Consider the following 24,074-nt stretch of genomic DNA (forward strand, 5'->3'; position numbering starts at 1 on the left):
GTTGCGCGGACTTGACGATACCGCGGCGAACAAGGCGATGACGGCGGCGCTGGGCTCGCCGTTCGACGTTTCCGCTGCCGCTCATGTTCCGAAATCGGCATTTCGCGGCGCCTCGGGCGCACTTGGCCAACTCGGTTCGCCGCTACATGCGGTGACGCTGTTGCGCCTGGAAGGCATCACGGAATCGGCGGTCCATCGCGCGGCCGCACTTGCAAAGGCACTCTCGCCGTTCGGAGCCGCCGAGATCGTCGAAGACGGAACCTCGGCCTCGGTATGGGCTTGCGTTCGCGATGTCGAGCCGTTCGAGGTCAAGGGCGCGCTCGGCGCGTGGCCGGTGTGGCGGATCGTCTGTCCACCCGCCGCCGGCGGCGCACTCGGCGAGGGGCTGGCGCGCGATACCGGCGGCGACGTGATCTACGACTGGGGCGGTGGCCTGATCTGGGCGGCGCTGCCTCCCAAGCCGGACGCCCAGGCAGCCCTGGTGCGGACGCGCGCCGACGCGGCAGGGGGCCACGCCATGCTACTGCGGGCGTCCGAGGAAGTGAGGTGCAACGTGGAGGTGTTCCATCCGTCAGAAAGCGGCGTCGCCGCGTTGAGCGAACGGGTCCGTCAGAGCTTCGATCCCAGGAACATTCTCAACCGCGGCCGGATGACACGGGCATGAAGACCGAATTCAGCCTCTCTCAGCTCGCCGATCCCGATATCGCCGAGGCCGACAAGATCCTGCGCGCCTGCGTGCATTGCGGATTCTGCACCGCGACCTGTCCGACCTATGTGCTGCTCGGCGACGAACTCGACAGCCCGCGCGGCCGCATCTATCTCATCAAGGAGATGCTGGAAAAGAACCGCCCGCCGACCGCGGAGGTGGTCAAGCACATCGACCGCTGCCTGTCCTGCCTTGCCTGCATGACCACCTGTCCTTCGGGAGTGAACTACATGCATCTGGTCGACCAGGCGCGGGTCAGGATCGAGACGCAATATGCGAGGCCCTTGCCCGAGCGGCTGCTAAGGGCGGCGCTCGCCTTCGTGCTGCCGCGGCCGCAATGGTTTCGCGCCAGCATGACATTGGCGCGGTTGGCGCGACCGCTGGCGGGGCTGCTGCCGGCCCCCCAATCGCCATCGGCCACTCCTGGTTTATTGAGGCGGATCAAGGCGATGCTGGCGCTGGCGCCGGCCGGCCTGCCGCCGAGGGGAGCCCCCGGCGGAAGCGTTTTTCCGGCGCAAGGCGAGCGTCGCGGACGGGTCGCGCTGCTGCAGGGCTGCGCCCAGCAGGTGCTGGCGCCCCGCATCAACCAGGCCGCCATCAACCTGCTGACGCGGCACGGCATCGAGGTGGTGCTGGTCAGGGATGAGCAATGCTGCGGCGCGCTGACGCATCATCTCGGCCGCGATGACGACGCCAAGGCGCGCGCCCGCGCCAACATCGCGGTCTGGCTCGCCGAGGCCGAACAGAACGGCCTCGACGCCATCCTGGTGACGACGTCAGGTTGCGGGACGGTGATCAAGGACTATGGCTTCATGCTGCGCGAGGACCGCGATTTCGCGGCAGCAGCGGCCAGGGTTTCGGCGCTGGCCAAGGACATCACGGAGTATCTCGGCGGCATCGCATTGCAGAACTCGCAGCGACACGGCGACATAGTGGTCGCCTATCACTCGGCTTGTTCGCTGCAGCACGGACAGAAAATCAGCGAGCTTCCGAAAGAATTGCTTTCCAAGAACGGATTCGTGGTGAAAGATGTACCCGAGAGCCATTTGTGTTGCGGTTCGGCGGGGACGTACAACATTCTCCAGCCTGACATTGCGGACAAATTGCGCGATCGAAAGGTCGCCAATATCGCGATGGTCAAGCCGGACATGATTGCTGCGGGCAATATCGGATGCATGGTTCAGATTGCCGGCGGCACGTCAGTTCCTGTGGTGCACACGATTGAGCTTCTCGATTGGGCGACAGGCGGTCCAAAGCCTGGATTGAAGGCCCCAGGATTGACCTGATCGATGGGCCTCGTTGGAGGCGGACGACTTGAAACGCTCGATACACATTGATCGGCGGCAACAGGAGGATCACGATGGCTAAAGGCAAAAAGAAGAAGGGTGGCAAGAAGAACAAGAAAAGCAAAAAAGTCCTGACGGCAAAGAAGAAATCCGCGAAGAAGGCGTCCAAGAAGGCCGGCAAGAAGTCGGCGAAGAAGGCCAAGAAGTCGGCAAAGAAATCCGCCAAGAAGTCCAAGGCTGCGCCGAAAAAATCAGCCAAAAAGGCCGTCGCCAAGAAGGCCCCGGCAAAGCAGGCGCCGCCCGCGCCCGCGCCCGTCGCGGCAGCGCCGGCTGCACCGAAACCTGTTCGCAAGCCGCCGGCCCCGAAGCCTGCAGCTCCCAAACCTGCGGCTCCTCCCGCGGCAGCGCCCGCGCCGGCTCCCGCGCCTGCGGCCCCGAGCTGGGCGGCTCCGAGTCCGGCGCCGCATTCGGGATATTCGACCGACGGTTCTTCGGGCGGAGAGCACGACAACTAGAGGGCGACCGGTTCTGATTGGATCAGAACCGAAGCGCTGAACACCCGGTCCCCTCGGGTGCGTTTCAAGGCCGCAGCGCTCGCCGCTGCGGCCTTTTTGCATTGGCTTGCCGGCGACCCACCCCGAACGGCCGGCCCGAAGGCGTTTGATTCGAACGGCCCAGTCTCCCGAACTGGCCCGCGGCGGGGGCTCTGGAGTCGTCTGGGCGACGCTGAAACCGCCTGAAATTGTTGTCGGAATGCAACACCCGCCGACAACCTTTCGTAGAACGGCCATAACGCCTAAAAAGTCGGCAAATGCTTCTCTTTTTAGCTTCACGGCGCGAGTGGCGCGTTCCAGATTGCGGGCGGGTTAACGAATTTGTCGCAGTCGGTTGTCGCACGTCCCTTGGGGTCGCCGGAACGGACTGATCTTTAAAACGGGATGGGGATCGTCATGAAGAAAATCGTCTTGTTGGCAACGGCGCTGGCAATGGTATCGGGGTCTGTTCTGGCGGCAGATTTGCCGGTGAAGGCAGTCAAGGCGCCGCCCCCGGCGCCGTTCGATCCCTGGGATCTCGCTTTCGGTAGCGCGATCATGAACGACTACATCTTCCGCGGTGTCACCCAGTCCAACCACAACCCGTCGGCCGCGGCCTACTTCGAACCGCGCTACAACTTCAACAAGGACGTGCAGGTCTACATCGGCACGTCGTTCGAGAGCATCTCGTTCCCGAACCGCGCCGCGGCTGAAACCGACATCTACGGCGGTATTCGCCCGACCTTCGGCGCGGCGGCCTTCGACTTCGGTCTGTTCGGCTATCTCTATCCGGGTGGACAGTGCTTCAATGCGGGCGCTTTCCCGGGTTCGGGCATCCCGGGTTCGGAACTGGGTTGCATCATCAACGGCAGCCTGCCGTTCAACGGCAACGTGGCCAAGCGAAACGCGAGCTTCTTCGAAGGTTATGGCAAGCTTAACTACACCATCAACGACAACTGGGCGGTCGGCGTCAACGAGTACTACTCGCCGAACATGCTGAACCTCGGCGCCTGGGGCGACTACGCATCGATCACCGCCAAGTATACCGCGCCGGCCACGATCTTCGGCAGCAGCGGCGTCGGCCTGTATGTCTCCGGCGAATTCGGCCGTCAGTGGCTCGGAACGTCGGATGCGTTCTACGGCACCGGACCCGGCACGCCGTTCGCGGCGGGCGTTCCCGAGCCGAGCTACAACACCTGGAACATCGGCGTCGGCTTCACCTACAAGGTGTTCACGCTGGACCTGCGTTACTCCGACACCGACCTGTCGAAGGCCAACTGCAACGTCTACACCAGCGATTACACGACGCGTAACTTCTCGCCGTCCTTCATCACCCCGACCAATCCGGGCGGCTTCGGCTCCAACTGGTGCGGCGCGGCCGGCATCGTCAAGCTCTCGGCCGACCTGACGGCAATGACCAACCTGAAGTAAATCCTTCTCCGGCAAACAGCAGGGGCGGCAGAGCAATCTGCCGCCCCTTTTGTTTTGTCAGGGCTCGACGCTTTCGCGCTCGTCCTGCAGCGCGAACCGGTCGCCTTCTGCTGTCAGCGCGACATGGCGCTGGTGGAAAGTTTTGAGCGTGGAGCGATGTCCGATCGAGACGATGGTGGCCGTCGGCATTTTCTCTTCGAGCAGCCGGTACAGTTTCGCCTCCGAGGCTTCGTCGAGCGAGGCGGTCGCCTCGTCGAGGAACAGATATTGCGGCGCGTGCAACAGCGCGCGCGCGAGTCCCAGGCGCTGCTGTTCGCCGAGCGAGAGCATCCGGTTCCAATGCGCCTCCTCCTCCAGCCGCGAGACGAGCTGTGGCAGGCCGACCGCGAGCAGAATCTCTCTGACCTTTTCGGTATCGAACGCGCTTGCTTCCGAGGGGTAGACGATCGCGGCCTTCAGCGAGCCGATCGGAAAATACGGCCGTTGCGGCAGCACCATCAGCTTTGCCTGCGAGGGGATCGAAATCGAGCCGCTGCCGAACGGCCAGACGCCGGCGATGGCGCGGAACAGGGTCGATTTGCCGGCGCCGGAGGGGCCCGTAACCAGCGTGCGCTCACGGCTACGAATCCGAAAGCCGTCGGCCGCGACCAGCGGCGTTCCGCCGGGCAGGCCGACCACAAGCTTTTCGAGGTCGATCGTTCCGCTGTCGTCCGGCCTGACATGAATGACATCCCGCGTGACGATCAGCGCAGCGGCGTTTTCGATCGATGTCTCGAACCCATCGAGCCGTTGCACCACCGACTGCCATTCGGCGATGGTCCGGTAGGAGGTGATGATGAACGACAGCGAATCCTGCACGCTGCCGAAGGCGGATGCCGTCTGCATCATGCCACCGAGCTGAACCTTCTCGGCAAAATAGGCCGGCGCCACCAGAATGTAGGGGAAGATCACTGCGGCTTGCGAATAGCTCGCGGTAAAGGCCGTCACCCGCTTGGTACGCCGCATGATGCCGAGCCAGTTCTCGACCACCGCTCCAAATCGCGCAAGCAGCCGCGTGCGTTCGGCCGGCTCGCCGCGCAGCAACGCGATCTGCTCGGCATTCTCTCGCGCGCGCACCAGGTTGAAGCGGAAATCGGCCTCGAAGCGCTGCTGCTGGAAATTGAGCCCGACCAGCGGCCTGCCGATCAGGTGGGTCAACCATGTACCGAACAGTGCGTAGATCAGGGCGCCCCACACCAGGTAACCCGGAATCAGGATGTCCGTGCCGAACAAATGCAGCGGCGCATCATTGGACAAGCCCCAGAGGATTACGACGAAGGATGCCAGCGTCACGACCGAACTCAACAAGCCGATGCCAAGCCCCAGCGTCAGCTCGACGAAACGCTGGGTGTCTTCGGCGATGCGCTGGTCGGGGTTGTCGGCGGCATCGCCGAGCAGCTGCATCCGGTAGTGATTGGCCTCGTGCAGCCATTCGCCGAGATAGCGCGCCGTCATCCAGCGCCGCCAGCGGATCTGCAGCCATTGATTGAGATAGAGCTTATAGACACTGAGCCCGACCCAAAAGGTCGCAAGCACGCAGAAATAAATGATCTGATAGGTGAACAGGGCCTGATTGTGCTCCTGCAGCGCATTGTAAAAATCATTGTTCCATTTGTTGAGCAGCACCGTCAGGAACACGCTTGCGAGTTCGATGACAATGACCGCGGCGAGAAGTCCGCGCCCGGCCCATTTGTCTTCCGAACGGAAATAGGGCGCAGCGATCCGCCATACGGTGGCGAGCGTCGTTCGAAGATTGTTCACAGAGTGCCGTCTCCGGGAGAAATGGCCCTAAAGGCCTGAAAGATCGGGAAAATCGGAGGAAACTAGACTAAAGTCGTAGTTCTTATGGTTCGCGTTCACTTGTCCCCGGCTCCGAGTCAACCCTAGCATGGCTGCAACGGCGAGGGGCGGGGGCGTCAACACTTCGCGAGGTTGTGAGCGGATTTTGGATTTGCCCAAATTTGCGGCTCACCTCGCGTATTACTTGGGCACTCCCGCAATCGCGCCAGGCACGCCTGACCCTCCACGCTGGTCCGGGGCGCGCCGCATAACGGCGTGGGGAGGACGTGCAATGTGGAATCAAATCCATGACCCGCCCGGCAACGCTGCGTTGTCGACCAGCGCCGCCGCAACTTGCGTGGTCAGGCTGTTGGCGTCGATCGCCGGCGGGTGACGAATTTTCATCTGCCGCCTCAAGCGAACAAGCGTTCTAATCGACCGCCGTTCGGGACATCGAGCGGCGACACAAACAAAGAAGCCTACGGGCCCATACGAGGGGGAGGAATTGTCTATGTTCACGCAGATTCTCGATCCGACCGGAAACCTGTTCCTGACCTGGCTGGTCGCGCTGGTTCCGGTCGTCCTGTTGTTGTTCCTGCTGGCAGGCCTGCGCCTGTCGGCCTGGCTCGCCGTGTTGATCGGCTCGATCGTCACCTTCCTGCTGGGCTTATGGGTTTGGAAGATGCCGCTCGACGACGGCATCCGCGCCTATCTCTACGGCTCGGCCACCGGCATCTGGAATGTCGACTGGATCACGTTCTGGGGCGTGATGCTGTTCAACACGCTGATGACGACCGGCGGGTTCGACAGATTGCGCCGCTGGCTCATTCAGCACGGCACCCGTGACGTGCGGGTGCAGACCATTCTGTTCGCCTGGGCCTTCGGCGCGCTGCTCGAAGGGCTGGTCGGTTTCGGCTACCCGTGGGCGTTCGTCGCCCCCATCCTGATCGCGATCGGCATCCCCGATCTCGACGCGATCCGGGTCGCGGCGATTGCCAACAACGCGCCGGTTTCCTATGGCGCCCTGGGAGCCCCGATCATCGCGCTCGCAACCGTGACTGCCGGTACGCTCGGCATGAGCTTCGTCGAGCTGTTGCCGATCTATTCGGCTTCGGTCGGCAAGATCGTAGCCATCCTGGCCCTGCTGCCGCCGTGGATCCTGCTCTATCTCGTCTCGGGCCGCAAAGGCATGTGGTCGGCGTGGCCGCTCGCCATCGTCGGCTCGCTCGGTTATATCGCCGGCCAGTTGCCGACGGCGATCTACCTCGGGCCCTATCTGCCTGACGTGATCGGCGCGATCGTCTGCTTCGCGGCGCTGCTGCTGCTGCTCAAGATGTGGCGGCCTGCGCAGATCCTGGCCTATGGCGGCGCACCGGCGACCGGCGATACGCAGGCGGAGGCACACGGACTTTCACCCGGCGAAGTCGGCATGGCCTGGCTGCCGATCGCGATCTTGATTGCGGTGGTGGTTGCCTGGACCGGCCCCTGGTCGCCGCTGCCCGGGATCGTGCTGATACACTATGTCGTCACTGCCAGTTCGGCGATCACGCCGGGAGCGACCATCAGCGCCGTGTTCAACTGGACGCCGTTCGTTGGCGGCTCGGCCATCCTGGTGTCCTGGCTCATCACGGTGATCGTGCTGCGCGTCAACATGAGCCAGATCGCCGCAATCTTTGCCAAGACCTGGTCGCAGATGTGGGGCGCATGCCTGGTTGGCGTGTTCATCTTCGGCCTCGCCTATGTCTTCAACTATTCGGGCATGGCCGGCTCGCTCGCCAGCGCCTTCTCCAAGCTCGGAGCCGCCTTCATCGTCGTGGCGCCGCTGCTGGGCTTTATCGGCGTGGCCTTGTCGGGCAGCAACACCTCGACCAACGCCATGTTCGGCACGTTCCAGGCACTGGTCGGCAAGGTGCTCGGCTTTCCCCTGCTGCTGTTGCCGACGCTGAACTCGGTCGGTGCCGAGATCGGCAAGCCGATCGCGCCGCAAACCGCGAGCGTCGGCGTTTCGACCAGCAGGTTCGTGCGCAACGAAGGCGAGGTGATCCGCCATAATTTCGGCTGGACCCTCGTCCTGCTGGTCTATCTGGTGATCATCGGGGTGGCCTGCTATCTGTTCTTCCCGAGCATCGCGGTTTTGCCGGGACATTAGCAGCATGAGCCGAAATTACGGCAATTGAGACCTGGTATGGGCCGCCGACGGCGGCCCATTTTTTTGGCTACGATGCACGTGATGACGAGCATCGGTTCATCCGAGGACGGTGTGTCTGTTCAACGTCATTTTGGTCGAATAAAACGGCGCACGAGTTGTGGGTCATGACAGTTCGAGAGGGTGCATGGTTTCGGTCGCATGTAATGTGAAGCGGATCGTCTTAGGCGCGACCCTGCTTGCGGCCGTCGGCAATGGCGGTGCGGTTCGGGCCGATGACGGCTTTCCGTTCGGAATGAACATGACGCTGGACGTGGCGCGTCAGCCGGGATCGAAGCGGCTGCCGAACCTCGAGATCGGCGACAATGGCGAGGCGGTCCTGGAGTTGTGGTGCAAGGGCGCCAGGGGCCAGTTCTCGGTGGCGGGCAATAACCGTGATCTTCGTTCCCGGCCCGATCGAGGACCGCGCCTGTCCACCGGCGAAGGCCCAGGCCGACGACGATCTGGTCGCAACCCTCAGCGAGGCCGCCACCTGGCGGCGGCAGGGCGATTTTGTCTCGTTCATCGGGACCAGGACGTTGCGGTTCCAGCTCAATACCAACTGAGGGTTCGGCCGGATGGCGCGCCCGGTTATTTCCAGACGTATTTGTCGGAATCCCAGCGCTGGCCGTTGAATTCCTTTGTCAGCGCATCGATCGAGCCGTTGTCGTCCTTCTGCTCGCCTTCCTCGTCGGCGCTCGACTCGTCCGACAGATTGAGCTTGGCGCCGGTCGATTCGTCGGCCGTCGAAATCACGGGATTGCCGATCCACAGCATCAGCCTGTCGCTGCCGCCGGGCTTGTCGGCGGAGACCAGCGCGGTGACCTCGACGGTCTCGGTGAGGTCGAGCGCGGGGTAGAGCTGGCTCGGCCGCTTGAAGGTCAATTTCAGCGTGCCGGTATTGGCGTTCCAGCTCGATGAAGATGATTTCGCGGCAAGCGTCCTGGCCAGCACGCCGGCCATCGCGGCTGCGAGCTTGTCCTTGTTGAGCTTGTCGCCGTCGCGCCAGTCGGCGGCCGATATGCGGATCGCGCGATCCATGTCCACGATGCCGTTGGTCCAGCCCACCGCGACCACGCCGGGCTGCTGTTTGAATTTCGCGATCAATGCGGCGGCACGGTCGGGATCGACCGAAATGCTGATGGTCTGCTCGCCGGCGCGCAGCGCATCGCAGCCGACGGCAAGGCTCGAGAGGGCGACTTCGAGATCCTGCCCCTTCAGCGCTTTCAGGAAATCCTGCGCCGCGCCGAGCTTGACCCGGACGCCAATCGATTCCGGCGAGACTTCGGTAAAATCCTTCGGCGCCGGCGCGATGCCGTCATCGGTGGTCTGGCTGTCCAGAAATTCCTTCTCGCCGAGATCGGAATTGTCCGATGAGTTCACCTCGGTCACGCGCTGCCCGACGCCGATCTCGCCCTTGAATTCGAAGGTGTCGCCGGTCGGCTTGCGTATGAGCTTCACGGTCACCGGCAATTTGTCGACCAGGCTCTGAGTCGCGCCGGTCATGTTCTGCCCGTTGACCGCGAGATTGGCGACGAAGCGGTCCTTGCGCTCCGAGCCCTTGGTGGCGGGATAGCAGACGTCGAGCACGGCCGAGGTGACGGTCTTGCCCTGCCGCGTCTCTTTCAGGATGACGTCCGCATCGCCGTCCATCAGGCCGTCGATCGCGGTGAAATACCTGGTTTCGTTGGGGTTCGCAGGCTTGGTCTGCAGCTTGATCTGGGCGAAGGCTGCGTCCGGCGACGCCATCATCAGACCGAGCAGGCAGAACAGAAGCGCGCGCATGTCACATTCCCTCGAAGGACCCAAGAATCGGCCGTCACCGTAGAGATTTCTTACCAAAAAAGAAGGCCGCCGGGAGGCGGCTTTCGAGGGTTGATGATGCCGGTTGCGGGATGGCCCTCAGAAGCCCATGCCGCCCATGCCTCCCATGCCGCCGCCACCGCCGCCGGGCATCGGCGGAGCCGGCTCCTTCGGCAATTCGGCGACCATGGCCTCCGTCGTTACCAGTAGCGCCGCCACCGAAGCCGCGTCCTGCAGCGCGGCGCGCACCACCTTGGCCGGGTCGATGATGCCCTTGGCGACCATGTCGACATATTCTTCGGTCTGGGCGTCGAAGCCGAAGGTTTCCGACTTGTCCTCCAGAATCCGGCCGACCACGATCGAACCTTCGACGCCGGCATTTTCCGCGATCTGGCGGGCCGGGGCTTCCAGCGCCTTCAGCACGATGTTGATGCCGGCCTGCACGTCGGAGTTTTCGTGGTGGATGCGGCCGACCGCCTTCTTGGCGCGCAGCAGCGCCACGCCGCCGCCCGGCACGATGCCTTCCTGCACCGCCGCCCGCGTCGCATTCAGCGCGTCCTCGACGCGGTCCTTCTTCTCCTTGACCTCGATCTCGGTGGCGCCGCCGACCCGGATCACCGCGACGCCGCCGGCGAGCTTGGCCAGCCGCTCCTGCAGCTTCTCGCGGTCGTAATCGGAGGTGGTCTCCTCGATCTGCGCCTTGATCTGGCCGACCCGGGCCTCGATGTCCTTTTTCTTGCCGGCGCCTTTGACAATGGTGGTGTTTTCCTTGTCGATCACGACCTTGCCGGCGCGGCCGAGCATGTTGACCGTGACGCTTTCGAGCTTCATGCCGAGTTCATCCGAGATCAGCTGGCCGCCGGTCAGGATCGCGAGGTCTTCCAGCATCGCCTTGCGGCGGTCGCCGAAGCCCGGCGCCTTGACGGCGGCGACCTTGAGGCCGCCGCGCAGCCGGTTGACGACCAGCGTCGCCAGCGCCTCGCCTTCGACGTCCTCGGCGATGATCAGCAGCGGGCGGCCCGACTGCACCACCGCTTCCAGCACCGGCAGCATCGCCTGCAGGCCACTCAGTTTCTTCTCGTGCAGCAGCACATAGACGTCTTCCAGTTCCGCCGTCATCTTCTCGGCGTTGGTGACGAAATAGGGGCTGAGGTAACCGCGGTCGAACTTCATGCCCTCGACGATGTCGACTTCGGTGTCGAGCGACTTGTTCTCCTCCACCGTGATGACGCCCTCATTGCCGACCTTCTGCATCGCCTGCGCGATCATCTTGCCGATCGCGGCATCGCCGTTCGACGAGATGGTGCCGACCTGCGCCACTTCGGACGACGAGGCGACCGGCTTGGCCCGCTTCTCGAGGTCCTTGACCACCGCATGCACGGCGATCTCGATGCCGCGCTTGAGGTCCATTGGGTTCATGCCCGCGGCGACCGATTTGGCGCCCTCGCGCACGATCGCCTGCGCCAGCACGGTCGCGGTGGTGGTGCCGTCGCCGGCGGTGTCGTTGGTCTTGGAGGCAACCTCGCGCAGCATCTGCGCGCCCATGTTCTCGAACTTGTCCTCGAGTTCGATCTCCTTGGCGACGGTGACGCCGTCCTTGGTGATGCGGGGCGCCCCAAAACTCTTTTCGATGACGACGTTGCGGCCCTTGGGGCCGAGCGTCACCTTCACCGCATTGGCGAGAATATCGACGCCGCGCAGCATGCGATCGCGCGCGTCTCCGGAAAATTTGACGTCTTTGGCAGCCATTCTTTTGACTCCTTGAGTGATCGATTGGTCGAAATGTTGCTCGTCATTGCCGGGCTTGACCCGGCAATCCATCGCTTCACGAGACTCTTCCGAAGAGGATGGATGCCCGGGTCAGGCCCGGGCATGACGAAGGTGGGTGGTGCGGCCTCTTGACCTAGCTCACGCCAGCACGCCCATGATGTCGCTCTCCTTCATGATCAGGAGTTCCTCGCCGTCGAGCTTGATCTCGGTTCCCGACCACTTGCCGAACAGCACGCGGTCGCCGACCTTGAGGTCGATCGGGATCAGCTTGCCGCTTTCGTCGCGGCCGCCGGGACCGACCGCCGTGATTTCGCCTTGCGAGGGCTTTTCCTTGGCGGTGTCGGGAATGATAATGCCGCCCTTGGTCTTCGCTTCGGCGTCGATACGTTTGACCACGACACGGTCATGCAACGGACGAAAACTGGATTTAGCCATGGTGGTTCCTTTTGTGGGCTGGGCTTTCGGATCTGGTTTGCGCGTCGAATGCCGATCGGAATCCGGATCCCTTCTAGAGCGCCGAAGCGGCCAAATGGTCTGGATTCCTTAGCAATCGCGCTCTTGGAGTGCTAATTGGTGCGGCCGGGAATATGGCCTGACGCCGATGCTGTCAAGCAATGGGGGTTAATCCGTTGGTGAGGCCGATATAGGATGCTTCGGAAACCAAATCGGAGCGCCAGCGTAATTTGCTGGACGTCATTGCTCCGACAGCAGTTTTGCGCTTGGCTGCGGGACGGGTGCGGCCACGAATTTGCTCAGGGGAATGCCATGTTCAGGTCAGTTCGCGCGCGGACGGTTGCCAGGGTGGGGATCGCCTCGGCGCTGGCATTGTCGCTGGGCGCGTGCGAAGGCGGCTTCAACCTGCCCTCGCTGTCATCGTCCTCGCCGCCGCCGCAGGCGGCACCGGAGCCCGGCATGGCGCCCGAAATGCCCGCCACCATCCGGCCTGACGAAATCGTCGGCCGCTGGGGTCTTGCCTCCTACCAGAACCCGGCCGACCGCGTGCGCACCGAAGCCGCCGCGAAGGCGCAATGCAAGCAGCCTTACGTGATCGGCGCCGGCCAGTCCGGCGGCGTGATCATGCACCTGGCCGACCAGGCAACCCCGCAGGAGCTGCGGCTGAAGGGCTCGCCGAGCGGCAAGAACTATATCGGCCCGCCCGGGCCGACCCCCGGCGAGCAGGATCGCGAGATCGTCTCGTTCGACGGCCGCGTGCTGATCACCCGCTTCACCGACAAGGACGCCGCCACCCGCTACGGCAACATGGTTTATGTCCGCTGCGGGCCCAGGGCGTAGGGCGCAGCTCTTTCAACGTCATTGCGAGCGCAGCGAAGCAATCCATTCTTTCTTTTCTCCGCGGCAATGGATTGCTTCGCTGCGCTCGCAATGACGAAAACCAAAAACGCCGGCCTGAGGCCGGCGTTTTGTATTTCGTCCGATGCGCCAAGTCTCAGTCGAACAGCGCGTCGATGTCGTTCTGCGAGGCGTGACCTTCGTCGCCGTCGAGCTTCGGACCGTTCAGGAACCGGGCGTCGCCTTCGCGGGTATCGACGTGTGGCGGCGCATGCGCCTTGATCGCATCCACGCCACCCCAGATATCCATCATGACGTTGATGTGGTTTTCGATGAATTTCATCGTGGTCATCACCTTGCTGATGCGCTGACCGGTGAGGTCCTGGAAATTGCAGGCCTCGAAGATCGAAACCACGCGCTCCTGGATTTCCTCGCTGAGGATCTTCTGCTGATCGGGGGAGGTCACCTTGGACAGCGCGCTGGAGGCGTTGTCGATGGCTTCCGCGGCTTCCAGGATCTGCTGGGTGGCCTCCTCGGTGCCGCCGACCACCGCGCCGAGCTCGCCATTGACCTTGGCCATCTCGTTGCCGTCGAAACTCTTGCCGTGCAGCACCGCGATTTCGCGTTTGGTGCGGCTGATGGCATCGTGAATCAGGTCGAGTTCGATCTTGAGTTTCTCGCACTGCTCGATCTGGGCGCGATAGGTCTCGAGCAGCGCATGGGCCTCGGCGACCTCGCGCGTGACCGACTCGCCGATGGTCTCCGCCGTCGCGCCGCGGCCACTGGCCATCTGGGCGCGGATCGCGCGTAGCTCGTTCATGATCTCGCGATGGACCAGACCGACATCGCCGTCGGCGGCCTCCGGCATCGTCGCGTCGCCGCCGCTGAATGCTTCTTCGATTCGAAAACGTCTGCGATGAACCGGCATGAGATTGTTCCTGAGCTTCACTCCAAAAGTTTTACACAGATGCGATTTAACATCGGGTTCACGCCGGAACCGCCGTGAATGATGCGGCTTGCGGCCACACACCGGCGATTAACCATGTGCGCCCGACGTTCATCGAAAATAAACGCTACCGGACAAAACCGCGCCGATCTGGCGACGTGGTGAATCGAAAAGCCGTTTCTGTTTACCAAACCGATGCGGTTTTGGTTCTAGCTGGTGACGTGCAAGGACGCTCGGCAGCGGGCGTTTTTCGAAGAACAGTGTCAACAAGACGAAACAGTACAGAGTACGTCGATGTTCAAAACCATGTCGCTGGCGCTCCTCGCGGGCGCATCCGCTCTCAGCCTCGGACTTCATCAGGCCATCGCCTTGGAGGCTGCGCCGGACCCCAACGTGATCTACGCCGATCCCTCCGCGCAGCGGCCACTCCCGGTGCGAACCGCCTATGCCGAGCGTTCCAACATGGGCGGCGGCTTCATCGAGTTCCTGTTCGGCGACGGACCCGGACAAGGCGAGCGCTATCAGCAGCAACCCGCCTATCAGCAACCTGCCTATCAGCAGCAACCGCCGCAGGGCGCGCTGCTGCCGCAGGAGGATGCCGGCGATCCCAGACAGCGCCCGTTCGATCCGAAATTTGAAAAGCAGATCGTCGAGTATCACGGCAAGGAAGGCCCCGGCACCCTCGTCGTCGATACCCCCAACAAGTTCCTGTATCTGGTGCAGGGCGACGGCAAGGCGCTGCGCTACGGCATCGGCGTCGGCAAGCCCGGCTTCACCTGGTCGGGCGTCAAGACGATCTCGGCGAAGAAGGAATGGCCGGACTGGACCCCGCCGGCCGAAATGCTGGTGCGTCGTCCCGATCTGCCGCGGCACATGGAAGGCGGCCCGGCCAATCCGCTCGGCGCGCGCGCGATGTATCTGGGATCATCGCTGTACCGGATTCACGGCTCCAACGAGCCCTGGACCATCGGCACCAACGTCTCGTCCGGCTGCATCCGGATGCGCAACGAGGACGTGATCGATCTCTACGGCCGCGTCAATGTCGGCGCCAAGGTGGTCGTGATCTGACCGCGCCGCGATTCGAACCAGGTGGTGGAAACATCGTGCTGGTTCGAGTCCGGCCAGGGCATCAGGGTTTTTGCCACTTTGTCGCGGCTCTACCGTATCCAGGGTGCATAGACCGGCGTGGAAATGTAATAGGTCTCATGCTATATTCAGGACGCGTTCGCGTTCCGCCGATTGGGTATGATCACGCATGACCAAAGAACAGGTGAAGGAAATCCTCGACCGCGTCTTGAGTTGGCCGCAAACCGACCAGGAGAAAGTTGCGCGCTTCGTGCAGCAGGTCGAGCAGTGGCGGTCCGGCGATGACATTACCGATGAGGAGTGGACGATCATCGAAGCGCGCGCCGCCCGGCGCGATCTCGCGAGCGACGAGGAAGTCGAGGAACTGTTCAGCCGTTACCGTGGGGCATGAGGCTCCGGTATGATCGCGGCGCTCTCGCCGATCTCGACGAGATTTTTTCCTACATAGCGAGAGACAACCGGAAGGCCGCGGAGCGGCTTGTTGCTCGCTTCGAGGAGGTGGCGGCACGAATTGCCGAGAATCCCTATTTGGGTGAGGCAACGCGCAAATCGCGATTCCGGCGATTTCCGGTTGGCAGCTATTTGATCGTGTATGAAGTTGGACAGGGCGAGGTGATCGTTCATTACGTGCGCCACGGTGCCCGCCGCCGGCCGTGGGAACGCGAGTAGGACTACAAAAATACCATTGAAACGGCACGGCCGCCCGATCGGGCGGCCGTGCCGCTTTTGTGCGATTCGGAAAAGCCGATCAGGCGTAGTCGCTGTCGTTGTCGCCGCCAAAATCGTCGGAATCCAGATCCATGTCGTCGCGGTCGTCGTCGTCGGCCGAATCCTGGTCGTTGTTCGATGCCGTGTCGAACAATCCGGCACGGCTGGTGTCGTCGGTACGATTCGCCGATGAGCCGATGTCGTTGATGCCGGCGTCGCGGGCGAGGCTGCTGCCGGATTGATCGGTTAGTGGATTCTGGCTCACGCCCCTGTCGGCGAGCGCACTCTGATCGCCGAAACCGTGACGGCTGCCTCCCATCATCGAGCGGATGCCGTTGAGCAGCAGCGATCCGCCGACCATTCCGGCCGCAGTCGCCGCCGCGGTCCCCAGGAACGAGCCACCGCCGCCTCCCATCGACGCCCCTGACGGCTGACCATAGGGCGCCTGACCGTAGGGTGCTTCACCGTAAGGCGCTTGATCGTAGTGTCCGGTGGATTGGCCCTGCTGCAGCACCTGGCCGCTATTCCAGACCGGGCGGCTGGTGGGCGGCGGCACGTTCGGCACTGAGCCGCGGGGCTGATTCTGTCCGAAGATGCTGTCGCGCATCGAATCGAGGAATCCGCCCGAGGGATGTTGCTCGCCTGTGCCCGCGGCCTCCAGTTCCTGAATGCGGGCATTGGCGCGTTTGAGCGCTTCATCCTGCACCAGGACGGTCTGCACCAGCGGGTAGACGGCGTTCGGCGCCCTGCGCAAGCCATCCGAGATGGCGACAACGGCATCGGTATCGCGCGGCGTACCCTCCAGCCTGGCGAGTCGGTCGAAAAGATCGTCGATCATTTGGCGTTCTTGCGGTGTCATGGATTTTCTCCCTCGCGTCGAAGCGCAGGCGGAGATGTAGGGGGGCTTTGTGTCGCCAGTAGTGGCTCTCGAAAATTAAATTTGTGCGACGGGATTTTCGAGGGATCCTTGAAGGATATCAGCCCAGTGTAACTTTATTCGCGGCCAAAAGCCGCGGAAACTCCTCGCCCCCGATGAAGGCGTGTTCATGTTCGCGCTGGGTGGTGAGCGGGTCGAGGCTCTCCAGCGTGTCGTCGACGAAGCCGGGATGGCACATGATGAGGCCGCCTTCCGGCAGCCCGTCGAGGAATTGCCGCATCAAGTCGCCGAAGTCGGGCCGCCCTGTGAAATCATAGGCGCCGGCGAATCCGGGATTGAAGGCGATACCGGCCTGGGCGGCGCGGCGGCGAAATTGCGCGCTGAGGATGTCGAGGACAACGGCCTTGGGCGAGCCGAGCCGCCAAGCGAGGTTCTGATGGCGTCCGCCCTGGCGAACCCAGGCGCCGGGCGCGGCCGCTTTCACGGCCGCCAGGAACGCCTCGCGCACGCCCGGAAACAGCTGCGCATGCTGATGGCCGTCGACGAAGTCGGGCGCGCGGCCGAACATCTCGCCGAAGGTCGCAAGCTGCACCATCAATTCGGCCTGGATGATTTCGGGATCGAGCCGCCACAGCAGGCCAGCGCGCAATAGTTTCGCAAACGGCAGGAACATGCCGCCGTCGGCGGGGCGGAAATGCATCGTCAGCGGACGGAATGGCGCGGTTAGCGTAACGTGGAGGCCGATCGCGCAACGCGGGCTATTGGCGACGCTGTCACGAAGCTTGCCGATTTCGTCGCGGCCGGTCGCAGGGCCAACCACCATCACCGATGTCGCATTGAGACGGCTGCGCTCGATCAAATCACGAATCGCACGGTTGACGCCGGGGCTGAGACCGTAATCGTCGGCGCACAGCCAGATCCGGCGCGGCGTCGCGGCCTCGCTCATTCGGCCGCGGTCCGCTCGGTGGCGGCCGTTTCAGCTTCGGCCGCGGCATGCTTCTCGCTGTGTTCGGCGACGAAATAGATCGGGCGCGCCTTCAGCTCGGAAAGAATCTTGCCGATATATTCACCGACGATGCCGATCATGATCAGCTGCACGCCGCCGATGGTCATCAGGCCGACCACCAGCGAGGGATAGCCGGGGACCTGCTTGCCGGTGGTCCAGACCTCCCAGACGATCGACAGCCCGAACAGGAATGCGCCGGTGGCGAGCAGCACGCCGAGCAGGCTCGCAAAACGCAGCGGCGCCACCGAGAACGAGGTCAGGCCCTCGATCGAAAGCCCGACCAGCCGGCCGGCGTTGAAGGTGGTGATGCCGTGGGCGCGGGCGGCCGGTTCGTAATCGACGCGAATCTGGCGGAAGCCGATCCAGCTGGCGAGCCCCTTGAAGAAGCGGTTGCGCTCGGGCAACTGCCGCAGTGCTGCGGTCGCGCGCGGCGACAGCAGGCGGAAGTCGCCGGCATCCTCGGGGATCTTCTGCCGCGCACCCCAATTGATCAGTGCATAGAAGCCGGCCACCGCAAGCCGCCGCAGCACCGATTCATTGTCGCGGTGCGCCTTGGCGGTATAGACCACGTCATAGCCGCCATCGATCCAGTGGCCGACCAGTTGCTCGACCAGATCGGGCGGATGCTGGCCGTCGCCGTCCATGAACAACACTGCGCCGCGCCGTGCGTGATCGAGGCCCGCCATCAGCGCGGCCTCCTTGCCGAAATTGCGCGACAGCGACACCACCTGCACGTCGAGCGCATCGGCTGCGAGCGCGCGCGCGATCGCAAGCGTGGCATCGGTGCTGCCATCGTCGACATAGACGACTTCGGAAGCGAGCCGGTAGCGGCTCCGCAGCGTCCTGGCGAGGCCTTCGAGACGCTCGTGCAGCGGCGCGAGCCCGGCCGCCTCGTTATAGAGCGGCACGACGATCGACAGTCCCTGCGCCGCGGCGGTGGCCGCGGTGGTGGACAGGCTGGAAACGTCGCTACCAAGCATCATCGATCAGGTTCCAACATCGCAAGACAAGGTACCGCAACATATGGCAATCACCGCGACTTGTCGCCACGTCAACGACTGCGCCGCTTCGCCTCATTGCCGCAGGAATGCCTCGAGCCGGGCGAACAGCGGATTGTCGCGATCGAGCACATAGTCGAGCGAAGCCACCGACACTGTATCGGCGCCGTGCGCGCGAAGAAAGCTGCCGAGCGCGTAAAGCTGCGCCGGCGGGCAGTGCAGCGTCACCATGCCCGACGAAGTCGGGCCGCCGAACGGCGAGACCACCCCGAAACGATTGTGGGCCTCGGCCAGCAATGCTGCATCGCATTCCTTGAAACGGGTGCGCACTTCCCGGTACTTGCTGGCGCGCGCGCGGGCGGCGATGTGGTCGAGGATGACGCGCGCGGTCTCGCGCGCCTCCGCCGACCAGTCGGCGTCCTTCGACGCCACGAGGTTTGCCTGGCTGCGCAGGATCACGCCGTCGTCGAGCACCTTGAGGCCGTTGGCGGCGAGCGTCGCGCCGGTCGTGGTGATGTCGACGATCATCTCGGCGGTGCCGACCGCGGGCGCGCCCTCGGTGGCGCCGGCGCTCTCGACGATGCGGTAGTCGACGACGCCGTGGGAAGCAAAGAACGCCCGGGTCAGGTTGATGTATTTGGTCGCGACCCGCATCCGCCGGTTATGCTGGGCGCGAAAACCGGTGGTGACGTCGTCGAGATCGGCCATGGTGCGGACGTCGATCCAGGCCTGCGGCACCGCGACCACGACATTGGCGCTGCCGAAACCGAGATTGTCGATCAGCAATACGCGCCTGTCGGCGTCCGCAATGGTTTCGCGCACCAGGTCCTCGCCGGTGACGCCGAGATGCACCATGCCGCGCGAAAGCTGCCAGGCGATCTCGCTCGCCGAGAGATAGGCGATCTCGACATGGTCGAGGCCCGCGATGGTGCCGCGATAGTCGCGGGCGCCGCGCGGCTTTGCCAGCATCATTCCCGCGCGGGTGAAGAACGCTTCGGCATTCTCCTGCAGGCGGCCTTTCGAAGGGACCGCGACGACGAACGGCGTCGTCATGACACGCTCCCGGCCGTTGCGGGCTGGCGGCCTATCTCGGTGAGGGTTTCGACCCAGATCGAAAATCCGACCGCCGGGATCGGCTTGGCGGCGCCAAGCTGCGTCATCAAGCCGTCGTAGCGGCCGCCCGCCACCAGCGGTTCGACGCCGTTGCCCCTGGCATGCAGTTCGAATTCGAAGCCGGTGTAATAGTCGAGGCCGCGTCCGAACGAGGTGGAAAATCGCGTCGCGCCGACGTCGATGCCGCGCGCGGCCATGAAGCCGACCCGGCTTTCGAACTGATCGATTGCGGCCGCGATGTCGAGCCTGGCGTCGGCGGCGAGGGCGCGCAATCGCGCGATCGCCTCGTCGGGTTCGCCGTCGATGGCCATGAAGCGCTTGATCAGGCCGAGCGCGTCGCGCGGCAACGCGCCGCTCTTCAGCGTCGACTGTTCGAGGAAGCGATCGGCGATTTCAGCGACCGTGCGGCCGCCGACATTGGTGGTGCCGGCGATCGTCATCAGGTCGCTCACCAGCGCAAGCGCCGCCTTGCGATCGGAGCCGGCGAGCGCGGCCAGCACACCCTCATATTCGTTGTGGCCGGGTCCGGTTGCGAGCGTGATCTGTTCGATGTCCTGGGCGAGGTTGATCTTGCGGTTGAAATCCTTCAGCAGCCTGCGCCGCCACACCGGATAGAGCTTAAGCGCATCGATCAGTGCGGTGAACAGCGCCACGTCGCCGGTGCGGATCTCGATCTCGCTCAGGCCGACCGCAGCTGTGGCTTCCAGCGCCAGCGCCAGCATCTCGGCATCCGCCGCGGCGCGATCGGGCCTTCCGAACGACTCGACCCCGGCCTGCAGGAATTCGCTCGCCTGGCCGCCGCGGTAGCGAAAAACCGCCCCGAGATAGCTGAAGCCGGCGGGCTGGCCGCAGCGGTCGGATGCAAGGTAATCCCGCGCCACCGGAATGGTGAGATCGGGACGCAGGCAGAGTTCCTCGCCCCCGGCATCGGTCGTGAGATATAGACTCTTGCGGATGTCCTCGCCCGAAAGGTCGAGGAATGGCTCGGCCGGCTGCAGGATCGAAGGCTCGGCCCTGGCGTAGCCGGCTTGCGCGAACGACAACAGCAGGCCCTCCGCCCAGGCGGCGGATCCGGTCGCGCGAGGGGCGGCGGTCAGGGTCATCACGAAGTCCGGTTGAGGGCCGGAAAACCGGTTCCGGCGGTAAGCCGGGCAGCCCTTAGCATGGCCCGGGGCCGGTTTCGACAGGGATCAGCCAAGTCCCTTAATACGCCAATACGCGCCTTAATACCGGTTAAGGCTGCTACCTGTCCGGGCCGGAACCGATCCAGTCGCCGAGCGCGGCCTGGACCAGCGCCAGCGCCGCCACGCCTGCGGTGTCGGCGCGCAGGATCCGCGGCCCCAGCGAGAGCCGTAACGTGCGTTCCTGCCGCAGCAGGATGGCGCGTTCCTCCTCGGCAAATCCGCCTTCGGGGCCGACCAGGACGTCGATCCCGGCCTCGCGCCGTTCGCCCTGCAGCGCCCGAAACGGATCGGCGACTTCGGTGGCCTCGTCGCAAAAGACCAGCAGGCGCTGCGCCTCGCGCGCGGCGAGATAGCGATCGAGCGTGACCGGCTCAGCGACCTCGGCGAGGCTCAGAATGCCGCACTGCTCGGCGGCCTCGATGACGTTGGCGCGCATCCGCTCGCCGTTGACCCGCGAGACCTGGGTGAAGCGGGTCAAGACCGGTTGCAGGGTCGAGGCGCCCATTTCGACCGCCTTCTGCACCATGTAATCGAGCCTTGCATGTTTCAGCGGCGCAAACACGTAAGCGAGGTCGGGCAAGCGATCCTGTGGCCGGGCCTGGGCCAGAATGGTGAGGCTATCCACCCGTTTGCGGCCCTCGATCGAGGCCCGCCATTCCCCGTCCCGCCCGTTGAACACCAGGACGGAATCGCCCGCGCCAAGCCGCAGCACATTGCCGAGATAGTTGCCCTGGCTGCGCTCCAGCGCGACCGTTTGGCCCTCCGCCAGGGCGGCATCGACGAACAGGCGGCGACTGCGAAAATCCAGCTGAGGCATGCTTTGAGGGTCCATTGGCCCGCGGCCTTTTAGCCGAAAGGAGCAGGACTGGCGCGATAATTGATGTCCGGACGCGACTCTGCGCCGCGCTATTGCCAAATTCCACGGGTTGTTAAGGGACGGCAGGAATCGTAAAATGGGCTCGCTCGGAAGTCGCTCTTCTGTCGGGAAGACGTTGGGGAACCATTGCAGCTTGCCGGAGGGACAGCCTTGATCATCCGCCGCTTGATTATGCCGCTGGCCGTGGCGGTCGTCGCCGTCCACGCCGGTCAGGCGTTGGCGCAGGGCGCGTTTCCGGCGCCGCTGCCGAGCCAGATCCAGCCCAACGATCCGGCCTTTCCGCCGGTGAATGGCCCGGCCCAAGCCCCTTCCGCAGGCGCGGCCCCCACCTCCTTCCCGGTCACCGGCGCGGGGCCGTTCGGCGGCGGCGGAGGAGGATTCGGGCAGGGACCAGCTCCGCCGTCGCAGCAAGCCGCCGCCGAGGCGTGTATGAAGGGTTTCATCCCGTTGCGCGAAGAAGCCGAGAAGCGCGGCAAGCTGATCAAGGCCGCCGGCGATCGCAAGGCGCCCCCGGATGAGGCCTGCAAGCTGATCGGCAATTTCGGCAAGGCCGAACTCAACATGATCAGCTACGTCGAGAAGAACTCGGCGAAATGCGGGATTCCGCCGCAGGTCGCGGAGCAGCTCAGGGCCGGCCACAAGGGCACCGAGAACATGGAGAAGAAGGTCTGCGCCTTCGCCGAGCAGGCGAAGACAAGGGGGCCGGCCGGCCCGAGCCTGAGCGAAGTGCTGGGTTCTGCGGCGGCGCTTCCCGAAGCCTCTACCACGACCAAGAAGGGCGGCAGCACCTTCGATACGTTGAACGGCAATGTGCTGACGCGATGACATCAGCCCGATGAACGGCGCGGCCACCCGGGTTGCCGATGCGACCGGCAACTGGGTCGATACCCGTGCGCCGCAATGGTCGCGGCCTTATTTGCGGCTTTCGCGCCTCGACCGGCCGATCGGATCCTGGCTGCTGCTGCTGCCGTGCTGGTGGTCGGCGGCGCTGGCGGCACGGATGGCCCACTCGATCGGCCAACTGCCGCTTGTGCTGGCGCTGTTCTTCGTCGGCGCTTTTGCCATGCGCGGCGCCGGCTGCACCTGGAACGACATTACCGATCGCGATCTCGACGCGAAGGTCGAGCGGACGCGGTCGCGGCCGATCCCGGCGGGGCAAGTGAGCGTGCGGCAGGCGTTCGCCTTTCTGGTCGCGCAGGCACTGATCGGCCTTGCGGTGCTGCTGCAGTTCAACCGCTTCGCGGTTTTGACCGGCATCGCCTCGCTCGCAATCGTTGTGGTCTATCCGTTCATGAAGCGGATCACCTGGTGGCCGCAGATCGTACTGGGGCTGGCGTTCTCCTGGGGCGCCTTGATGGGGTTTGCGGTGACGCTCGGGCGGCTCGACGCGGCCGCGCTTGCGCTCTACGCCGGCTCGATCGCCTGGGTGGTCGGCTACGACACCATCTATGCCCATCAGGATGCCGAGGACGACGCGCTGATCGGGGTGAAATCGACCGCGCGCCTGTTCGGCGCGCGCACGAAACCGGCGCTGACGGTGTGTTACGCGCTCGCGGCGGTCCTGATCGGCGTGGCGCTCGGGCTTGCCGGCGCCGGCTTGCCGGCCTGGATCGGGCTTGCCGCATTCACGGCGCATCTGGTTTGGCAGATCGGGCGCCTCGAGATCGGCGATGCCGCGCTGTGCCTGCGCATTTTCAAATCCAGCCGCGATGCGGGCTTGCTGCTGTTCGCAGGCTTGCTCGCGGATGCAGTGATGGCCACCGTCTAACCCGCGCTCAATCCCGCGCGATGATCTCGCGCTCGCCCTGATGGATGTTGGCCGGGTTGAGCAGATCGCCGCTGCGCCGCCGCACCAAAAACTTCGGCCGCCGAGCGCGGATCGCGTTGTGACGGCGCCGGCGCGCCGCCGGTTCGGCCGATTTGTCTTCCGGCAATTGCGGCAGCGCGAAGATGTCGCTCCACATTGCCCAGGCGGATGCGATCTCGTCGGGGTCGGAACTTACGCACAAGGGAATCGTCAGCGAGGGGTCGCGATGCACCAGCGCCAGCATCTGGGCATCGTCGATGCCGCGCAGTGCTACGCCGAGAAAATCGCACACGCGAACATTGACCGCCATCCGCATGCCGTGCAGGGCACGACGCAGCACGACGCGCTCGCGATGCAGCTCGATGCTGCGCACGCCGCCGTCGGCACGGCTGTCATGCGTGTCGAAGCTGACGGGCAGGGAAAGAGGGTCGAGCCGCAATGCGCGGCTCGACCCGGCGGGGTTGATCCCGCTTGTTGATGTTTGACGCCTCACGGCTTTGTCTCCCCGCCGGGATTATGTTCCCGGTCGATACGCGAGAGCATGCCAGAGCGGCATCCGAAACCGCTTAAAAAGGCTGGTTAACCCGACGTCACCTGCCTTGCATTCGCCCGCATGATTGACAAGTGCTTGGCTCACATGATTGACGAGA

At 64.1% G+C, this 24,074-nt stretch carries 22 protein-coding genes and 2 pseudogenes; 12 read left to right on the forward strand and 12 right to left on the reverse strand.

The annotated features are described in order from the left end of the window. From VK804_RS24545 to VK804_RS24560, 4 genes and pseudogenes are all read left to right on the forward strand, one after another. Positions 1-664, forward strand: a pseudogene (locus VK804_RS24545) (2-hydroxy-acid oxidase); the annotation flags it as partial. Next, complete coding sequence (glcF, locus tag VK804_RS24550) at positions 661-1,992, forward strand: glycolate oxidase subunit GlcF (protein WP_325375052.1); 1,332 nt, start codon at positions 661-663, stop codon at positions 1,990-1,992. The pseudogene VK804_RS24545 and the gene glcF, both read left to right, overlap by 4 nt. A 47-nt stretch (positions 1,993-2,039) precedes the next feature. Continuing rightward, on the forward strand, positions 2,040-2,507 hold the full coding sequence (locus tag VK804_RS24555) for a hypothetical protein (RefSeq protein ID WP_325375054.1): 468 nt from the start codon (positions 2,040-2,042) through the stop codon (positions 2,505-2,507). 435 nt (positions 2,508-2,942) lie between these two features. Beyond that, a complete protein-coding gene (locus VK804_RS24560; RefSeq protein ID WP_325375056.1) occupies positions 2,943-3,956 on the forward strand; it encodes a TorF family putative porin in 1,014 nt (337 codons plus the stop codon). Positions 3,957-4,013: 57 nt separating this feature from the next. On the opposite strand, the gene VK804_RS24565 is transcribed toward VK804_RS24560, so the two are convergent. After that, on the reverse strand, positions 4,014-5,756 hold the full coding sequence (locus VK804_RS24565) for an ABC transporter ATP-binding protein/permease (RefSeq protein WP_325375058.1): 1,743 nt from the start codon (positions 5,754-5,756) through the stop codon (positions 4,014-4,016). Positions 5,757-6,285: 529 nt separating this feature from the next. Between VK804_RS24565 and VK804_RS24570 the strand changes: the two genes are divergently transcribed. Next, positions 6,286-7,923 (forward strand): L-lactate permease, encoded by a 1,638-nt coding sequence (locus VK804_RS24570; protein WP_325375059.1) that lies wholly within the window; start codon positions 6,286-6,288, stop codon positions 7,921-7,923. A gap of 292 nt (positions 7,924-8,215) precedes the next feature. Then, positions 8,216-8,525 (forward strand): annotated as a pseudogene (locus VK804_RS24575) (META domain-containing protein). A 25-nt stretch (positions 8,526-8,550) separates the two neighbouring features. Here the strand turns inward: VK804_RS24575 and VK804_RS24580 are convergent. The 3 genes from VK804_RS24580 to VK804_RS24590 form a co-directional block, all read right to left on the reverse strand. Continuing rightward, positions 8,551-9,744 carry a hypothetical protein gene (locus VK804_RS24580; protein WP_325375061.1) on the reverse strand — a complete coding sequence of 398 codons (1,194 nt, stop codon included), beginning with the start codon at positions 9,742-9,744 and terminating at the stop codon, positions 8,551-8,553. Between the two features lie 117 nt (positions 9,745-9,861). Beyond that, positions 9,862-11,511, reverse strand: coding sequence for a chaperonin GroEL (gene groL / locus VK804_RS24585; RefSeq protein ID WP_325375063.1), 1,650 nt, complete (start codon positions 11,509-11,511; stop codon positions 9,862-9,864). 159 nt (positions 11,512-11,670) lie between these two features. Continuing rightward, positions 11,671-11,967 (reverse strand): co-chaperone GroES, encoded by a 297-nt coding sequence (locus VK804_RS24590; RefSeq protein ID WP_325375065.1) that lies wholly within the window; start codon positions 11,965-11,967, stop codon positions 11,671-11,673. Between the two features lie 330 nt (positions 11,968-12,297). Between VK804_RS24590 and VK804_RS24595 the strand changes: the two genes are divergently transcribed. Beyond that, positions 12,298-12,825, forward strand: coding sequence for a hypothetical protein (locus tag VK804_RS24595; protein ID WP_325375067.1), 528 nt, complete (start codon positions 12,298-12,300; stop codon positions 12,823-12,825). Positions 12,826-12,979: 154 nt separating this feature from the next. Here the strand turns inward: VK804_RS24595 and VK804_RS24600 are convergent, their stop codons facing one another. Further along, on the reverse strand, positions 12,980-13,750 hold the full coding sequence (locus VK804_RS24600; protein ID WP_325375069.1) for a protein phosphatase CheZ: 771 nt from the start codon (positions 13,748-13,750) through the stop codon (positions 12,980-12,982). Positions 13,751-14,062: 312 nt separating this feature from the next. On the opposite strand from VK804_RS24600, the gene VK804_RS24605 reads away from it, so the two are divergent. The 3 genes from VK804_RS24605 to VK804_RS33050 all read left to right on the forward strand — a co-directional run bounded on the left by VK804_RS24605 (position 14,063) and on the right by VK804_RS33050 (position 15,523). Then, positions 14,063-14,836, forward strand: coding sequence for a L,D-transpeptidase (locus VK804_RS24605; protein ID WP_325375071.1), 774 nt, complete (start codon positions 14,063-14,065; stop codon positions 14,834-14,836). A 187-nt stretch (positions 14,837-15,023) separates the two neighbouring features. After that, a complete protein-coding gene (locus tag VK804_RS24610) occupies positions 15,024-15,245 on the forward strand; it encodes a hypothetical protein (protein WP_325375073.1) in 222 nt (73 codons plus the stop codon). Then, a complete protein-coding gene (locus VK804_RS33050) occupies positions 15,242-15,523 on the forward strand; it encodes a type II toxin-antitoxin system RelE/ParE family toxin (RefSeq protein ID WP_414642838.1) in 282 nt (93 codons plus the stop codon). The genes VK804_RS24610 and VK804_RS33050 overlap by 4 nt, the downstream gene beginning before the upstream one ends. 79 nt (positions 15,524-15,602) lie before the next feature. Here VK804_RS33050 and VK804_RS24615 read toward each other — a convergent pair whose 3' ends face one another. The 6 genes from VK804_RS24615 to VK804_RS24640 form a co-directional block, all read right to left on the reverse strand. Then, positions 15,603-16,421, reverse strand: a complete 819-nt coding sequence (locus VK804_RS24615; RefSeq protein WP_325375074.1) for a DUF2076 domain-containing protein — start codon at positions 16,419-16,421, stop codon at positions 15,603-15,605. Positions 16,422-16,539: 118 nt separating this feature from the next. After that, a complete protein-coding gene (locus VK804_RS24620; RefSeq protein WP_325375075.1) occupies positions 16,540-17,385 on the reverse strand; it encodes a ChbG/HpnK family deacetylase in 846 nt (281 codons plus the stop codon). After that, positions 17,382-18,428: a glycosyltransferase family 2 protein gene (locus VK804_RS24625; protein ID WP_325375076.1), complete on the reverse strand. Its 1,047-nt coding sequence runs from the start codon at positions 18,426-18,428 to the stop codon at positions 17,382-17,384. Before VK804_RS24625 ends, VK804_RS24620 begins: the two co-directional genes overlap by 4 nt. A 90-nt stretch (positions 18,429-18,518) precedes the next feature. After that, on the reverse strand, positions 18,519-19,496 hold the full coding sequence (gene hisG, locus VK804_RS24630; protein WP_325375078.1) for an ATP phosphoribosyltransferase: 978 nt from the start codon (positions 19,494-19,496) through the stop codon (positions 18,519-18,521). Further along, positions 19,493-20,659, reverse strand: a complete 1,167-nt coding sequence (locus tag VK804_RS24635) for an ATP phosphoribosyltransferase regulatory subunit (RefSeq protein ID WP_325375080.1) — start codon at positions 20,657-20,659, stop codon at positions 19,493-19,495. The genes hisG and VK804_RS24635 overlap by 4 nt, the downstream gene beginning before the upstream one ends. A gap of 139 nt (positions 20,660-20,798) precedes the next feature. Beyond that, on the reverse strand, positions 20,799-21,557 hold the full coding sequence (locus VK804_RS24640; protein WP_325375082.1) for a 16S rRNA (uracil(1498)-N(3))-methyltransferase: 759 nt from the start codon (positions 21,555-21,557) through the stop codon (positions 20,799-20,801). A 213-nt stretch (positions 21,558-21,770) separates the two neighbouring features. Between VK804_RS24640 and VK804_RS24645 the strand changes: the two genes are divergently transcribed. Next, positions 21,771-22,442, forward strand: coding sequence for a hypothetical protein (locus tag VK804_RS24645; RefSeq protein ID WP_325375191.1), 672 nt, complete (start codon positions 21,771-21,773; stop codon positions 22,440-22,442). 10 nt (positions 22,443-22,452) lie between these two features. After that, the gene (gene ubiA / locus VK804_RS24650; RefSeq protein ID WP_325375083.1) at positions 22,453-23,385 is read left to right on the forward strand and encodes a 4-hydroxybenzoate octaprenyltransferase; all 933 of its coding nucleotides are present in this window, start codon (positions 22,453-22,455) and stop codon (positions 23,383-23,385) included. Positions 23,386-23,392: 7 nt separating this feature from the next. On the opposite strand, the gene VK804_RS24655 is transcribed toward ubiA, so the two are convergent. Continuing rightward, positions 23,393-23,917, reverse strand: coding sequence for a DUF6101 family protein (locus tag VK804_RS24655; RefSeq protein WP_325375085.1), 525 nt, complete (start codon positions 23,915-23,917; stop codon positions 23,393-23,395). Positions 23,918-24,074: the final 157 nt, after the last annotated feature.

The sequence above is a fragment of the Bradyrhizobium sp. genome, assembly GCF_035484855.1.
In the GTDB taxonomy this organism is placed as follows: domain Bacteria; phylum Pseudomonadota; class Alphaproteobacteria; order Rhizobiales; family Xanthobacteraceae; genus Bradyrhizobium.

Coding starts and splice junctions, on each gene's coding strand:
- VK804_RS24610 (WP_325375073.1), top strand. CDS start 15,024: ATGACCAAAGAACAGGTGAAGGAAATCCTCGACCGCGTCTTGAGTTGG.
- VK804_RS24570 (WP_325375059.1), top strand. CDS start 6,286: ATGTTCACGCAGATTCTCGATCCGACCGGAAACCTGTTCCTGACCTGG.
- VK804_RS24580 (WP_325375061.1), bottom strand. CDS start 9,744: ATGCGCGCGCTTCTGTTCTGCCTGCTCGGTCTGATGATGGCGTCGCCG.
- VK804_RS24640 (WP_325375082.1), bottom strand. CDS start 21,557: ATGCCTCAGCTGGATTTTCGCAGTCGCCGCCTGTTCGTCGATGCCGCC.
- VK804_RS24605 (WP_325375071.1), top strand. CDS start 14,063: ATGTTCAAAACCATGTCGCTGGCGCTCCTCGCGGGCGCATCCGCTCTC.
- ubiA (WP_325375083.1), top strand. CDS start 22,453: ATGAACGGCGCGGCCACCCGGGTTGCCGATGCGACCGGCAACTGGGTC.
- VK804_RS24560 (WP_325375056.1), top strand. CDS start 2,943: ATGAAGAAAATCGTCTTGTTGGCAACGGCGCTGGCAATGGTATCGGGG.
- glcF (WP_325375052.1), top strand. CDS start 661: ATGAAGACCGAATTCAGCCTCTCTCAGCTCGCCGATCCCGATATCGCC.
- groL (WP_325375063.1), bottom strand. CDS start 11,511: ATGGCTGCCAAAGACGTCAAATTTTCCGGAGACGCGCGCGATCGCATG.
- VK804_RS24600 (WP_325375069.1), bottom strand. CDS start 13,750: ATGCCGGTTCATCGCAGACGTTTTCGAATCGAAGAAGCATTCAGCGGC.
- VK804_RS24625 (WP_325375076.1), bottom strand. CDS start 18,428: ATGATGCTTGGTAGCGACGTTTCCAGCCTGTCCACCACCGCGGCCACC.
- VK804_RS33050 (WP_414642838.1), top strand. CDS start 15,242: ATGAGGCTCCGGTATGATCGCGGCGCTCTCGCCGATCTCGACGAGATT.
- VK804_RS24595 (WP_325375067.1), top strand. CDS start 12,298: ATGTTCAGGTCAGTTCGCGCGCGGACGGTTGCCAGGGTGGGGATCGCC.
- VK804_RS24615 (WP_325375074.1), bottom strand. CDS start 16,421: ATGACACCGCAAGAACGCCAAATGATCGACGATCTTTTCGACCGACTC.
- hisG (WP_325375078.1), bottom strand. CDS start 19,496: ATGACGACGCCGTTCGTCGTCGCGGTCCCTTCGAAAGGCCGCCTGCAG.
- VK804_RS24635 (WP_325375080.1), bottom strand. CDS start 20,659: ATGACCCTGACCGCCGCCCCTCGCGCGACCGGATCCGCCGCCTGGGCG.
- VK804_RS24620 (WP_325375075.1), bottom strand. CDS start 17,385: ATGAGCGAGGCCGCGACGCCGCGCCGGATCTGGCTGTGCGCCGACGAT.
- VK804_RS24590 (WP_325375065.1), bottom strand. CDS start 11,967: ATGGCTAAATCCAGTTTTCGTCCGTTGCATGACCGTGTCGTGGTCAAA.